The organism is Bacillus sp. CCB-MMP212 (assembly GCF_022748145.1).
Taxonomy (GTDB): domain Bacteria; phylum Bacillota; class Bacilli; order Bacillales; family Bacillaceae_G; genus Bacillus_A; species Bacillus_A cereus.
Genome location: NZ_JALDQE010000001.1, coordinates 369,090 through 383,640 on the forward strand (window position 1 = coordinate 369,090; position 14,551 = coordinate 383,640).

Consider the following 14,551-nt stretch of genomic DNA (forward strand, 5'->3'; position numbering starts at 1 on the left):
AAAAAAGAGATTGATAACGTTTCAATCTCTTTCAAAATTAATCCAATTCATGTAAGTGGTCTTGTATATACTTTCTTCTCTTATTTATATATTCATAAATCATATCAGCCTCTTGATCAAATGTTTCTAATTTTTCTTTCATGTATGGATCTTGTAGTAAATATGGACGAATCAATTCACACAACCCTTCTACTTTCGGCCTCATAAACGAAACTGTAAATTGATCTTCTAATATTTCTTCTAAAATACTTCGATACTGCTTTCTAAATACAGGTATGTCTAGCAATCTTGCACTTAACGTATTATACCCTTGAATGCGAATATATTCATGATTAAGTGGTCTTCCTTGTACATCTCGCCCCCAAGTCGCATCATAATCCCACGGTATAACTTCAAATAAATTTGTTTCATCGTTATGATATAGTGCGTAGTTATGAACGAAACCATCAAAGTTTTGTGTAAAAATAACTCCTGCTAACCATCTTAAATATTTATCGACATGTAGAAACTTCCCAATCTCTTTTTCATAGGCTTCCCTCGTCAAAGTATTCGCTTGAAATACAAATTCACTCAGTTGTTCTTCACTATTTTTATTCGAATATTTAAATTCATAACCCGCAAAGAGCTCTGTCTTAACATCTTTATCTCGTTCACTCATTAATGAAAAATTCGCATCATCATCTATCGCATAATAAATAGAACCACTCGGTAATCCTCTATTTTTCAAAAAATTTTCATCAACCGATTCTAACTGTAAATACACACCTTGAATTTGACCATTAATTTTTATAAATACATGTTGTGATTTTGGCGAAAGTACACCAATATCATGAAAAAAATCTAAAGATAATTTATTTCGTATGAGAGACGGATCCATAAACTCCGAATTCAAATGAAACTCTTTCGCACCTTGAAATTTTTTAGGCTTATAAAACATAACATGATAAGACTTTTTCTCAAATTCGCGAATATGAGCCCCACGGTATACGATATCAATGTCATACTTCTTTTTTCCATAAGTTAATTTTGCTGGCACTGGACTATCTGACCAAATGTCCTTTTTCAATTCCACTAAGTACATTGGATGAACAAAAAAATCATATGAAGGCAGCATGTTTTCTCATCCCTTCTCAGTTCTCTTCATTCAATGTATGCGCCTTGTCTTGTCCATACATCCGCAATCATCTATTTATATAAAATTACACTCTTGTCCTGTTCAGAAAGATGCCTACATACATATCATGTTAAGGAAAAAGAATACCTTTTCACTTTAATACATGATAAGGAGGATTTCTATGAAACGTGATATTAGAAAAGCTGTCGAAGAAATCAAAAGTGCTGGGATGGAGGATTTCTTACACCAAGATCCAAGTACTTTTGAATGCGATGATGATAAATTCACTCATCATCATTGTACAACTGGATGTAAATGTACAACTGGGGGTAAATGTCCAAGAACAAGATGTACTCGCGTGAAACATTGTACGTTCGTTACAAAATGTACGCATGTAAAAAAATGGACATTTGTTACGAAATGTACACGTGTACGTGTTCAAAAATGGACGTTCGTTACGAAAGTCACGCGTAGAAAAGAATGCGTATTAGTTACAAAACGTACTCGCAGAAAACATTGTACATTCATTACAAAATGCATACGCTTTGAAAAGAAATTTTTCTGGACAAAACGAAGTTTCTGTAAAAAATGCGAATTCTTCCCTAACAGACACGGTCACTCTTGCGATGATTCATGTGATCATGGTAAAGACTGTCACGATAGCGGACACAAATGGAATGATTGCAAAGGCGGACATAAATTCCCATCTTGCAAAAATAAGAAATTCGATCACTTCTGGTATAAAAAACGTAACTGCTAGGTTTTATACCACCAAAAAGGGCCGCTTTGCGGCCTTTTTTCATTTATTGAAAGTGACTTATATCTGCAAATTGTTTCACTTTACCAATACCCTCTTCAAATTCTATTATGCTCAAACTGGCACTATGCATAAATGGATCATCCCACACATTTTCTATTTCAATTCCCGCGAAATGCCCTACAAGTAATTTTGCTGCTGCCGCATGAGAAACAATCAATATGTTTTGTCCTTTATGCCTCTCTAAAAGAAGCTGCATCCCTTCAATTACTCTTTCATAAACGGCCTCGAAATTTTCGCCTGATGTTGACTGAAAAAGATGTGGCTCATTCCAAAATAGATGTACTTCTTCTGGAAATTGCTTTTCTATATCCGCGATTGTTTGTCCTTCCCATATACCCATGTTGATTTCATAGAAATGCTCATCCGCTATAATGGGTATATCACGTTCCCCTTTTATTAACTCTGCCGTATGAAGTGTTCTTTCGCTCGGACTACTATAGATCGCATGGATTGGTAAATCTTTCATTCGATTCCCTAATTGTTTCGCCTGAACTATACCATTTTCAGTTAAAGCAGAATTTTTCCGTCCCTGCATTCGCTTCGCTACATTCCACTCTGTTTCACCATGCCTTGTTACATATATAGTTGTTTTCATTTCTTACTCCCCCTCACCATGTTGGTTGTAATTCCCACGGTTCAACTCTCCCTACAATCCACTCCGCTCGTTTACTTTCAATCCCTTTTATAACTCCATCAGCTATCTCTTCATGCGTAAGCCATCTCCCATATGTATCTTCTAAAATAAAACCTAAAATAATTCTATAATAAATACATCGCGTACTTCCTATTTTTTGTGCAGGCATACGTGATGCTTTACTACCTAAAATATGAAATAAACTATATGTTTTAGACGACAAATCTAGTTCTTTACAAATATTTGATAGTGCATGCTTTGCACTTGTGTGTACCCATGCAACAACTAATGTAATCGGGCCATTTTTCTTAATTGTACTTTTAATAGCTAGCTTTACATCTGCATCATTATGATAATCTAACGAAAGGCATGTAATATTTTCTGGTGCAGAACTCATTCGCTTAACATTTTCTAAATTCACTTCATCTCGCCCGATAATAGAAACATAAAATCCTTTCTCACAAAGCCACATAGAAACTTTCTTTAGCATTCCTGTTCCACCAATTACAAGTGCATGCAAATGCTATCCCTCCCTAATAAAATGTCATATGAGGTTTCTCATCCCTATAATAATTTAAACGGTCTTGCAGTGTCCCTGAGTGAAACTCAAATTTATGACCGTCAGGATCAACAAAGTATATAGATTCACAATCTCTGATATCACGTTCTCTTCCTTGTAAAATATGAACATCATTTTCTTCTAATCGCTGTATTAAACATTTAAAGTCTTCTCGTTCAACAGAAAATGCAATGTGCGTATAGGATTGATGAATCTCATTTCTCGGAATATGCGTCTCTTCATTAAGCGCTATCCATACTCCACATATATTAAAATAAGCCAATTTTCTTCCTTTAACTAATAATTCTCCTTCTAATACTTTTTCATAAAACATAATAGAGTTTTCTAAATTAGATACCGAAAAACAAATATGATTGATTCCCCTTAACAACTATAATTCCTCCTTATACAAACAAAAGATGAGCGAAAATTCACTCATCTTTTATTATACTATTTTTTTGTAATATATGCCCATTTATAACTGAAGTCCCCACCAAACGTATGATTAGCAATACCTTTTACAAATGGCTTCTCTAAATAAGCTGTACTTTGTTGGTACGTAGGAGAAATTGCTGCGTCTTGACCAATTAAGATTTTTTCAGCTTCCGCAAGTGCATTCCAGCGTGCTTTATCATCTTTTAATAGCTCTCCTTTTGATTTCGCTACTAAATCATCATACTTCGGATTAGAATAATCCATTTCATTAAATGAGCTTCCAGTAACAAACATATCAATATAAGTCATTGGATCCGGATAATCAGGGCTCCATGCAGATAATGAGAATTCATATTGGAATTTCTTTTCTAAATCTAGCTTCTGCTTGTATGGTTGCTGTTTCAAATTCACTTTAATACCAGGCAAGTTTTTCTCTAGTTCTTCCTTAATAAAGTCGCCCACTTTTTTACGGCTACCGTTATCATCGTTTAGTAATTCAACCGTAATTGTATCTTGACCAAGCTCTTTCTTCGCTTCTTCCCATAATTTTTTTGCTTTCTCTGCATTATCTTTACTATCACGGAAGTTTTTATTTACAGAGCGGAAATCTTTTCCATCCGGACCTGTCGTAAATTTTTCAGGTACTAAGAAATATGCTGGCAATGAACCGTCATTTAAAATGACATCAGCAATTCCTTTTTTATCGTATGCTAAATCAATCGCTTCACGTACTTTTTGGTTTTTAAATGTTGCATTTTTTTGGTTAAAACGCAAGAAATATATGCGTGGATCTAACTTCGTTTTAAATTCATCTGGCTTATTCTTTTTATATTTATCAACAAATTCAGAAGTTAAAATAACTCGATCTGCTTGATCACTATCATATAAATTTACTCCTGTGCTTGTTTCCTTCACAATACTTACATTAATTTCGTCTAATTTTACAGTATCTTTATCCCAATAATTAGGATTTTTCTTCAACTGATAATTTTGTTCATGTTTCCATTGACTCATTGTAAATGGTCCATTATATAATAATTTATCTGCTTCTAATCCGTATTTATCTCCTTGCTCTTTCACATATTTTTCATTTAATGGGAAAAATGTAGGGAACGACGTAAGCTCAAGAAAATAAGGTGCTGGTTGCTCTAATTCTACTACCAACGTTTTATCATCCTTCGCTTTAACACCCAATTGATCTGCTGGTAATTCACCTTTATTTACTTTCTGTGCATTTTTCACATCAAATAAAATGAATGCATATTCTGCCGCTAATGCTTTATCTAATGTACGTTGCCATGCATATACAAAATCTTGTGCTCGAACTGGATCACCATTTGACCATTTCGCATCACGTAATTCAAATGTATATGTCTTTTTATCTTCACTAATCTTCACATCTTTTGCCATACCTGGTGTTGGTTTATTATCTTTATCTAGACGATATAAACCTTCCATTGCATTTACAAATACACGGAAAGATACAGAATCCGTTGATTTAGATGTATCCATTGAAGGAATTTCAGCTGTTTCTAGTAAATTTAAAACTTGTTTATCTGCCATTCCCTTATTCGATTCTTTCTTCGTTGTCGAAGCCTTCTCACCATTCCCACATCCCGCAACCAATACACTCGTCGTTAATGCAAGTGCAGCAATTGTTGTTGTCTTTCTCTTCATTCTTCCTTCCCCCAATCTATATGTATAAGTTAAATCCTATTTAATATATTTTATTATACAAAAGATTCTGATTATTTTAAATATTTATTTTTACAAACATAGAAAAAAGCGGTTAGAAATTTCTTTCCAACCGATTTTTTAAATAGCATTTACTTGTAATCCATCCTCTATATCAAATGGATTTTGAACTTTAAATATTTCTTCCATCAGCTTCAAAAACTCTTCTTCAGTTTTAGATTCACCATTAACCATAAGTGAGTATGGTTCCACTTCACCTAATTTATAATCGACAACAAATTGAATCTTCACCTTTTGTCTTGGCGTTCCGGTGTTATATCCTTGGAATTCTACTAATTCTAACCCTTCCGTTCCACGATAATATATCCAACCTGAATTTTGAAAATAATTTTCGAAAGATTCACCTATTGAAAAGAAAGGATATTCATAAAGCGAGCTGGTACGAACCTTTTGAATAACGTCTCGATCAGTCGGAAAAAAGAAATGACTAAAAAATATGCTAGCAACTGCTAAAATAGTAACAATTGTCGCTCCCATTTTGCTCGTTCCGCCACTATCATTGATTAGATAGTTTTCAACTGATTTATCTTTTATTTCTCTTGCTTTTATTCGGTATATACGTCTTTCCGCAAATTGATAGTATAATCCATTTGCAAAAATCCCCATTCCAAACAGAATAAAAATGAGTAATAAAAACGTCAGAGGCACCATATTAATGATTGGCAACGCTACATTAAATCCCATATAGTACGAAAATGCATCACAAGCTACTAATAACAGCATAAATAAAGCAGCTGGTATATAATATTTACGATATCCTAGCCAGCCTATATTGAAAATAGCAGCCCAACCATTCCAGCTCCACCTAGCAATCCGCTTATTCTCAAGCTCCCATTTCCTTTGATAATACGGATATTGTCTCCCTACATATACTTCCAGTTCTTTATCTATTAACGAGCTACCTTCATCTTGTTCATTATCCAAGTTTCGCTGACAACTTGCACAATTTAACTGTTCCTCCTCGCAAGGTTGCCCACAATTTATACATTTCAAAACAATCCCTCTTCCCATCCATACGTCATTTCAAAATACCTTCGTGTTTTAATAACCACTCTTTCCTCCATAAACCACCAGCATATCCAACAAGCTTTCCACTCTTTCCTATTACACGGTGACATGGAACAATTATTGAAATTGGATTCCGACTATTCGCCCCTCCTATTGCCCGTACAGCTTTTATATTTCCAACTTTCTCTGCAATATCTAAATATGAAGCACTTACGCCGTATGGAATAGTATAAAGTGCATCCCATACATTTTTTTGAAATGCTGTTCCCTCTGCAGACAGCGGGACCGTAAACTCTTTTCTTTTCCCTTTAAAATATTCATCTAACTCATTTATACATTGTTCTATCATTTCATTTTTATTTTCTTCTTGTCGTTCATCAACAAATATAACAGACGTAATTCCTTCTTGATTCGCTTTAATTTCAAGCAAACCTACTTCGCTTTCATAATAAGCCTGGTACATATGCCATCCTCCAATTCAGTTCATATTAGTCATTGTAACACGAATATACAAAATTTTTCGTATAAGCGTTTTATTAGAGAAACAAAAAAGAGAATGGTAAAATATAAGAAAATTCAATCAAGGAGGCTATTTGATGAATTCCAAGCTTTTTTCACCTTATACAATTAAGAACGTTACACTAAAAAATCGTATCGTTATGTCGCCTATGTGTATGTATTCGTCGGAAAACGAGGATGGCCAAGTAACAAATTTCCATCTCATTCATTATGGAACAAGAGCTGCCGGTCAAGTTGGTTTAGTTATGATTGAAGCAACAGCCGTGTTACCTGAAGGTCGAATTTCTAACAAAGACTTGGGCATTTGGGATGACAACCTAACTGAAGGCTTACATAAAACGACTACTTTTATACATGATAACGGCGCAAAAGCTGCCATTCAACTCGCTCACGCCGGAAGAAAAGCTGAATTAGATACGAATGCTTTCGCTCCTTCTGCAATTCCTTTTAATGATAAGATGAAAATACCAGTAGAAATGAATATACAGCAAATCAAAGAGACTATATTAGCTTTTCAGAGGGCCGCGTTACGTTCAAAACAAGCCGGATTTGATGTTATCGAATTACATGGCGCTCACGGTTACCTTATCAATGAATTCCTATCACCACTTACTAATAAACGAACGGATGAATACGGCGGCTCACCTGAAAACCGCTATCGTTTCTTACGCGAAATTATCGACTCTGTAAATGAAGTTTGGGACGGACCAATATTCGTTCGTATTTCAGCAAATGATTATCATCCTGACGGGCTAACAGTTCAAGATTATGTTCAGTATACAAAGTGGATGAAAGAACAGGGAATAGATTTAATCGATTGTAGTTCTGGTGCAGTTGTACCAGCACATATTGATGTGTATCCTGGTTACCAAGTACAATACGCCAAACATATTAAAGAGCATACTAAGATTGCAACTGGTGCAGTTGGATTGATTACGACTGGGTCACAAGCAGAACAAATTTTAAATAAGAACGAAGCAGATTTAATTTTCATCGGACGTGAATTACTTCGCAATCCGTACTTCCCAAGAATAGCGGCCAATGAACTTGGCTTTGAATTGCAAGAACCTCACCAATATAAGCGAGCACCAGGAAAAATTCATACGAATAAATAAAACCGAGAAGTCATTCTTCTCGGTTTTATTTATTCTATCGTTGTAATTTCATTTGAATTATAAGTATGGATACCCGATTCTTCTCGCAGCGCGGTTATATACATACCTTTCGCCACATCTTTAGCTGAAATTGGTTTATACTTTTTGAAAGCCCCTTTAAAAATAAAAGGAATAATACGAGATAACTTTTCAGCCATTCGTTCGCCGAAACGAAATTCTTGTCGGTTTCCTACTAATAATGATGGTCTAAAAATGTGAATACCACCGATCACTAACTTTTGCAATTCTTCTTCCATTTTTCCTTTCACTTGTGAATAAAAGAAAAATGATTTAGGATTCGCTCCCATAGAAGACACAACAAGGAAATTTTGCACCCCTTGTTTTTCAGCTAAACAAGCAGCTCGTAACGTATATTCATAATCTACTTTTTTAAAATTTGCTTTTGTTTTTGCTTTTTTTATTGTTGTTCCTAAGCAACTAAAAACATCATCCACAGCAAAGAACTCTTTATATTCCTCTAATACCGAAAAATCAACTTGTTTCTGCTGTAACTTCTCATGTTGCAATTGCATTGGCTCTCTTACAAAAATAGTAACCGAATCGTAGTAATCTGATTCAAGTAATAGACGCGTTATCTCTTGTCCAACTAAACCACTTGCACCAAGTATTAACGCTGTTCGCTTATTCATATATGCATATACCTCTTATTTTACTTTTCTCTCCTTCAGTAAAATACAACCTTTAGGAGTTTCCTGCTCTTATTTTACCACAAGTAAAACACTATGCGTACGCATAGTGCTTTACTCACTCTTTTTTCTCATCTCTCTCTTGTAATTTCGTTATTGTTGTAGCGTCCCCTAAATTACTTATTAATCTTCTTAAAAAAATTAATACGAAAGATAATGGCAATACTACCGCTAATATTAATAAAATAGCTTCCATTAAGTAACCCAAGCGCTCATCCCCCTCTTTACCTCCTTTTCAATATATGAAAACAGCGTTGTCACATATGCATGCATTTGCAAAAATAATACACCTATATTTGACAACTTTATAACAAAAACAAATCGGAATGATTATTATTTATTGCAACTTTATTAAAGATGTATTATACTAAGTTCGCAAACTAAAACGTAATTATTCCGTTTTGTATTAAAATGATATTTTTCTTCTATAATTGGGGAAAATATATCCGTAAAAAAGAAAAGAGGAGAACTTCATGCCTAAAAGATTGACTATATTTTCATTCTTACTTATTTTTACCTTAATTTTCGCTGGCTGCTCAAATAAAAAAGAAAGTAATGCCAAGAAAGATGGAAAGCTAACAGTTTATACAACGATTTTCCCACTTGCTGATTTCGCAAAGAAAATCGGTGGCGACTATGTAAATGTTGAAGCAATTTACCCACCTGGTGCAGATTCACATACATTTGAACCAAGTCAAAAACAAACAGTACAAGTTGCAAAAGCCAATTTATTCGTTTATAACGGCGCTGAATTAGAACCATTTGCTGAAAAAATGGAAAAAACATTACAAAAAGAAAATGTTAAAATTGTAAATGCATCTAAAGGTATTGAGCTTCGTGCTTCTACTGAAGAAGAGCATCATGATCATGGAGATGACCATAAAGAAGATGAACATCATCACGATAAAGATCCACATGTTTGGTTAGATCCTACTCTAGCAATGAAACAGGCAGAAAAAATTAAAAATGCACTTGTAGAATTACAACCTGAACATAAAAAAGAATTCGAAAAAAACTTTGCAGCACTTCAAACTAAATTTACTGATTTAGACGATCAATTTAAGGCAGCTGTAGCGAACGCAAAAACGAAAGAAATTTTAGTTTCTCATGCTGCCTATGGTTACTGGGAACAACGATACGGCCTAAAACAAATTCCTATCGCTGGAATTTCAGCTTCTGATGAGCCATCTCAAAAACAGCTTGCTGACATTACAAAAACAGTAAAAGAACATAATCTAAAATATATTTTATTCGAAACTTTCTCTACTCCAAAAGTAGCATCTGTTATTCAAAAAGAAACTGGTACAAAAGTTTTACGCTTAAATCACTTAGCTACTGTTTCTGAAGATGATGCAAAAAATAATAAAGATTACTTCACTTTAATGGAAGAAAACGTAAACACATTGAAAGAAGCAACAAACTAATACATTATATTTTCTAGGCAGCTGAATCTAGTATTCAGCTGCCTTTTTATGTATTTATCCTTGACTTGACCAAAATAACAAGTAAAATTATCCATATTAGCTTTAAAGCTATATTAATTTAGAAGGTGAGTTGGAATTATGAATCTTCACATTTGTGAAGTAACAGCAAAAAATTGGCGTTCAGTAGTTGCTTTAGACGTCGCAAAAGATCAGCAACAATTTATTGAAAGTAACGCGTTTTCTTTAGCAGAATCATTATATGAAGGAAACGGAACGTCAGTAGGTTTATATGATGGAGAAACACTTGTAGGTTATGCAATGTATGGATGGTATTCAGTAAAACATAAAAGTGTATGGCTCGATCGCTTTATGATTGACCAACAATATCAAGGAAAAGGATACGCAAAACGTTTCCTTCGCTTACTCATTCAATTCTTACAAGAAAAATTTGAATGCAAAATAATTTACTTAAGTTTACATCCAGCCAACAAACTTGCAATGGGACTGTATGAATCCTTTGGTTTCCGCTTAAATGGTGATATTGATGATGAAGGTCCAGTTGTGGGTGTTGTAATGGAGTTACTAATAGACGAAAATACAAGCCTGTGAAAACAGGCTTTTTATTATACATGTATCAATTTTTAGTTTCTTTCCCTTATTTAATTCTGTTTTGTAATCTAATAGAATGCTCATAAAAAATAAGCCTGCAATTTACGCAGACTTATTTCACACACTCCTCGAAATGTTCTTGGAACCACTCTTTATTAATATCTCTTCCGATAAAAACTACTTCACTTACTCGCTCTTCACCCTCTTGCCACTCTCTATCGTACGAAGCGGCAAATAACGTATGTACACCTTGGAAAACGATACGTTTATCTACTCCGTCTATCGATAAAATTCCTTTGTAACGATATAAATATTCCCCTAGCTCTTGAACGACAGCTGACATCCACTCATTAAGCTTTTGTAAATCCAGCGGACGTTCTTCACGTAATACAAATGATTTCACACCTTCTAAGTGGTTATGTTCTTTATGAGGGTAAATTTGCAACGTATCTTTCGTTTTAAACGTTTGAATTTGTAATAAAGATGGTATATCTACCTCACAGTTAGTCGCCTCGATTAACTTTGCAGTCGGGTTAATTCCTTGAAGTTCATGCAAAAGATTTTCTTTCTCACTCTCTTCAATTAAGTCTAATTTATTTACTAAAACGACATCAGCAAACGCAATTTGCTCTTTTGCTTCTAATCCTTTTTCAAAATGTTTATGTATATGATAACTATCTACCACCGTTACAACACCATTAATTTGGTATGCAGATTGAATGACTGGATCTAAAAAGAATGTTTGAATAATCGGCCCTGGATTTGCAAGGCCAGTCGTTTCAATTACTAAACCATCAAAATCCATTTTCCCTTCCGCTTTTACGTCCAGTAACTGTTTTAAAGCAACGAGTAAATCTTCACGTACAGTACAGCATAAACAGCCATTTGTCATTTCCATAATTTCTTCTTCCACATTCATAATCAACTGATTATCAATGCCAATTTGCCCTATTTCATTTACAATCACCGCTAATTTCTTACCGTGATTTTCTGATAAAATACGATTTAATAATGTCGTTTTCCCAGATCCAAGAAAACCAGTTAATATTGTTACTGGAATCATTTCGTACATCTCCTTCTAGCTATATGTTTCTACATTATAGCATATGAACACTCCCCCACTTAGCAAATCTTGAAGTGGGGGTTTCTAACGTTTCGACCTAACGGACGATTAACGTCAGGGGAGTTAACACATTAGCGAGCTGTTTCACGCCTAACCCCTCTATCCCATTTGTCCATGCATTTGGGATTACCTTTCGTAAAATGTTAGCCGCAGCATTTACATCTGCATGAATTAAAGTTTTATTTGCTGAACGATATATGCCGCGCTCTATTCGTTTTCCTGAAAAAGTTGTATTTTGGTCATTTTCTCCATACGTTGGAATGAAGTCGTTATCCAGAAAACTTGCTTTCGATGTATATGATTCTTCAGTTACAACAACTTGAATGCCTACAGCATTTGCTTTGTATGTAATCATTTGAATCAATAAACTATGTGGGATATGACAAAACGTTTGGTTATTTCTTTTTCCCATATTCGTTTCTTGTTTCCAACTTTTGTTTTGACCAATAACAATTTTACAAACTTCTTCTTGAGCTAGTTTTACGATATGGTGACTAACTTTATGGAAAACGTCTTTTATTTTCAAGTAACGTTTTTGATGAAGTTTTTCTATCCTTTTAGAAGTAAAAGGCCCTTCATTCGTTTGTTTTCCATTTCTAAGAACGCTTGTAAAATGACTCTTCATTTTGTTGTAATATTGATTTATGCTTTTGACATGTTTGCCCTTAACAAGGACAGGTTTCATACCTGTGTTTGTTACGATGGTTGCAAGGTTATCAATCCCTAAATCAATACTCATATAACGAGCATTCTCTTCAATCATTTGTTGTTCAGAAGGAACATCAATTACCAATTCCACTACATATTCATTGTATTTTGGAATCACACGAACTTGTTTCAGTTTACCCTCAGTGAAACCTAGTTTCCCAATATTTAATTGCAATTTCGTCTTTGGAAACTTTAAAAATCTATCGTTTTTAATGATGCAATCTTGGTTTGTATACAGAATCTCTTTTTCAGAAGAACGAATATACTTTGGAATTCTAGGCGGTCCAGCATATTTGTTTGGATTCTTTTTATAGTCTTTTAAACTAGCAAAAAAAGATTTCCAATTTTGGAACAAACCTTTCATGATTGACTGGCTACATTGCGTAGGCAAAGCTCGATAATCATTTTGAATCATAGCCTTAAATAGTGCATCTAGAAAGTTGTAATCTACATAAGGTTTTTCAAAATTAGGTTCTGAAAACAAATTACATGTAATCTCTTTCTGTTCTTCTTTAGGCTTTACTTTCTCTTTTTCCAATTTCTTCTGATAGGCAAGACGTTGTGTGTCATTCATCTTACCAATATTTTTATGAATATGCTCCAGAACTTCTTTTTGCAAAGGCTGCAACTCTTTTTCTTGCGTTAATCCAGTGTACACCTGGCGTATATAAAAGTTTGTGGTGTTGTACATGTTCTTAGCGTTATGACAACATTCTTGAAAATAAGAATACATACGATGCCCTTTTTTAATCCAGATTTGAAGAGTTTTATAGTTTGATGGATTTTCCTTTGTCATTTTATTCACCTCCTGTTAAGGATATTATAACAAAAACGGAACATACGTTTCTGTTTTTTGCTTGAAAATAAAATATTTCTTTCGATTCACCTCACCACCTTCATTTACGTTTAGAGGTGGGAGTCCTCTCGAAAGGCATGATAGAAAAAATCGTTTTTATAGCAAAACATATTTATTGTTTGTACACCTAATTAACTATATAATAATATGTAGTAAGAAAGCCTTTTCAAAACATTATTATTCATCAAGGGGGTACTTATAATGGAGCGAGTTCAAATGGCTGAAACGCTAGAATTTTCTCGTATTATTCAAGGATTTTGGCGTTTAGCAGAATGGAATATGACAAAACAAGAATTACTTTCTTTCATTGAAGATTGTATGGATATGGGAATTACTACTTTTGATCACGCTGATATTTACGGCGGATATACGTGTGAAGGGTTATTTGGCGAAGCTTTACAATTAAAGCCTTCCTTACGAGAAAACATGCAAATTATTACAAAATGTGGAATCGCTCCCCCATCACCGAAATTTCCAGAGCGATATGTTGCTCACTACAATACTAGTGCAGAGCATATTATGCAAAGTGTAGAAGCATCACTTAAAAATTTACATACAAATTATATTGACGTATTACTTATTCATCGTCCCGATCCTTTTATGGATCCAAATGAAGTGGCAAAAGCATTTACACAATTAAAACAAGAAGGAAAAGTTCGTCACTTCGGTGTATCTAACTTCTTACCTTCACAATTTAATATGTTAAGTTCGTACTTAGATTTCCCGCTTATTACGAACCAAATTGAAGTTTCTGCATTGCAGCTTGAGCATTTTGAAAAAGGAACAATTGACTTATGCCAAGAAAAACGAATCAATCCAATGATTTGGTCACCTCTTGCTGGTGGTGAGATCTTTACTGGTCAATCAGAACGTGCTGTACGTGTACGCGAAACTGTGCAAAAAGTTGCTACTGAGCTAGGTGTTTCTAGTATCGATACGGTTATGTATGCTTGGTTACTTGCTCATCCAACTAATATGATGCCAATCGTTGGCTCTGGTAAATTAGATCGCGTAAAAACTGCCGCTCTTGCTACAAAAGTTAACTTAGACCGTCAACAATGGTTTACAATTTTCGAAAGCTCTAACGGACATCCTGTACCATAATGCATAAAAAGAAGAGCTGTTT

General features: G+C 34.3%; 16 protein-coding genes. 5 read left to right on the forward strand and 11 right to left on the reverse strand.

Going from position 1 to position 14,551, the window contains the following annotated elements; all coding sequences use genetic code 11:
• Window positions 1-37: 37 nt before the first annotated feature.
• Window positions 38-1,114 carry a spore coat protein CotH gene (gene cotH / locus MRP26_RS01900; RefSeq protein WP_000937999.1) on the reverse strand — a complete coding sequence of 359 codons (1,077 nt, stop codon included), beginning with the start codon at window positions 1,112-1,114 and terminating at the stop codon, window positions 38-40.
• Window positions 1,115-1,295: 181 nt separating this feature from the next.
• Here cotH and exsB point away from each other — a divergent pair, with 181 nt between their 5' ends.
• Complete coding sequence (gene exsB, locus MRP26_RS01905) at window positions 1,296-1,874, forward strand: exosporium protein ExsB (protein WP_000817498.1); 579 nt, start codon at window positions 1,296-1,298, stop codon at window positions 1,872-1,874.
• Window positions 1,875-1,917: 43 nt separating this feature from the next.
• Here exsB and MRP26_RS01910 read toward each other — a convergent pair whose 3' ends face one another.
• The 6 genes from MRP26_RS01910 to MRP26_RS01935 all read right to left on the reverse strand — a co-directional run bounded on the left by MRP26_RS01910 (window position 1,918) and on the right by MRP26_RS01935 (window position 6,788).
• The gene (locus MRP26_RS01910; RefSeq protein WP_053564690.1) at window positions 1,918-2,529 is read right to left on the reverse strand and encodes a phosphoserine phosphatase 1; all 612 of its coding nucleotides are present in this window, start codon (window positions 2,527-2,529) and stop codon (window positions 1,918-1,920) included.
• 13 nt (window positions 2,530-2,542) lie between these two features.
• Window positions 2,543-3,088, reverse strand: a complete 546-nt coding sequence (locus MRP26_RS01915; RefSeq protein ID WP_071730022.1) for a short-chain dehydrogenase — start codon at window positions 3,086-3,088, stop codon at window positions 2,543-2,545.
• A 13-nt stretch (window positions 3,089-3,101) separates the two neighbouring features.
• Window positions 3,102-3,518, reverse strand: a complete 417-nt coding sequence (gene fosB, locus MRP26_RS01920) for a FosBx1 family fosfomycin resistance bacillithiol transferase (RefSeq protein WP_053564692.1) — start codon at window positions 3,516-3,518, stop codon at window positions 3,102-3,104.
• Window positions 3,519-3,577: 59 nt separating this feature from the next.
• On the reverse strand, window positions 3,578-5,239 hold the full coding sequence (locus MRP26_RS01925) for a peptide ABC transporter substrate-binding protein (protein WP_000824276.1): 1,662 nt from the start codon (window positions 5,237-5,239) through the stop codon (window positions 3,578-3,580).
• Window positions 5,240-5,377: 138 nt separating this feature from the next.
• Window positions 5,378-6,328, reverse strand: coding sequence for a DUF2628 domain-containing protein (locus tag MRP26_RS01930; protein ID WP_075720181.1), 951 nt, complete (start codon window positions 6,326-6,328; stop codon window positions 5,378-5,380).
• Between the two features lie 7 nt (window positions 6,329-6,335).
• Window positions 6,336-6,788 (reverse strand): methylated-DNA--[protein]-cysteine S-methyltransferase, encoded by a 453-nt coding sequence (locus MRP26_RS01935; RefSeq protein WP_069355456.1) that lies wholly within the window; start codon window positions 6,786-6,788, stop codon window positions 6,336-6,338.
• 133 nt (window positions 6,789-6,921) lie between these two features.
• Here MRP26_RS01935 and namA point away from each other — a divergent pair, with 133 nt between their 5' ends.
• Window positions 6,922-7,959, forward strand: a complete 1,038-nt coding sequence (gene namA / locus MRP26_RS01940) for an NADPH dehydrogenase NamA (protein ID WP_088025240.1) — start codon at window positions 6,922-6,924, stop codon at window positions 7,957-7,959.
• 29 nt (window positions 7,960-7,988) lie between these two features.
• On the opposite strand, the gene MRP26_RS01945 is transcribed toward namA, so the two are convergent.
• Both MRP26_RS01945 and MRP26_RS01950 read right to left on the reverse strand, forming a co-directional pair.
• Complete coding sequence (locus tag MRP26_RS01945; protein WP_001042736.1) at window positions 7,989-8,648, reverse strand: oxidoreductase; 660 nt, start codon at window positions 8,646-8,648, stop codon at window positions 7,989-7,991.
• A 115-nt stretch (window positions 8,649-8,763) separates the two neighbouring features.
• The gene (locus MRP26_RS01950; protein ID WP_000540932.1) at window positions 8,764-8,913 is read right to left on the reverse strand and encodes a hypothetical protein; all 150 of its coding nucleotides are present in this window, start codon (window positions 8,911-8,913) and stop codon (window positions 8,764-8,766) included.
• 265 nt (window positions 8,914-9,178) lie between these two features.
• On the opposite strand from MRP26_RS01950, the gene MRP26_RS01955 reads away from it, so the two are divergent.
• Together MRP26_RS01955 and MRP26_RS01960 are read left to right on the forward strand one after the other, a co-directional pair.
• Entirely contained in the window at window positions 9,179-10,129 is a 951-nt protein-coding gene (locus tag MRP26_RS01955) for a metal ABC transporter substrate-binding protein (protein ID WP_242805932.1), read from the forward strand.
• A 138-nt stretch (window positions 10,130-10,267) separates the two neighbouring features.
• A complete protein-coding gene (locus MRP26_RS01960) occupies window positions 10,268-10,738 on the forward strand; it encodes a GNAT family N-acetyltransferase (protein WP_050843336.1) in 471 nt (156 codons plus the stop codon).
• Window positions 10,739-10,850: 112 nt separating this feature from the next.
• On the opposite strand, the gene MRP26_RS01965 is transcribed toward MRP26_RS01960, so the two are convergent.
• Together MRP26_RS01965 and MRP26_RS01970 are read right to left on the reverse strand one after the other, a co-directional pair.
• On the reverse strand, window positions 10,851-11,801 hold the full coding sequence (locus tag MRP26_RS01965; RefSeq protein ID WP_053564697.1) for a CobW family GTP-binding protein: 951 nt from the start codon (window positions 11,799-11,801) through the stop codon (window positions 10,851-10,853).
• Between the two features lie 97 nt (window positions 11,802-11,898).
• Window positions 11,899-13,365: an RNA-guided endonuclease InsQ/TnpB family protein gene (locus MRP26_RS01970; protein ID WP_197241782.1), complete on the reverse strand. Its 1,467-nt coding sequence runs from the start codon at window positions 13,363-13,365 to the stop codon at window positions 11,899-11,901.
• Window positions 13,366-13,626: 261 nt separating this feature from the next.
• Between MRP26_RS01970 and MRP26_RS01975 the strand changes: the two genes are divergently transcribed.
• Window positions 13,627-14,529: an aldo/keto reductase gene (locus MRP26_RS01975; RefSeq protein ID WP_069355452.1), complete on the forward strand. Its 903-nt coding sequence runs from the start codon at window positions 13,627-13,629 to the stop codon at window positions 14,527-14,529.
• The last annotated feature ends 22 nt before the right edge of the window (window positions 14,530-14,551 follow it).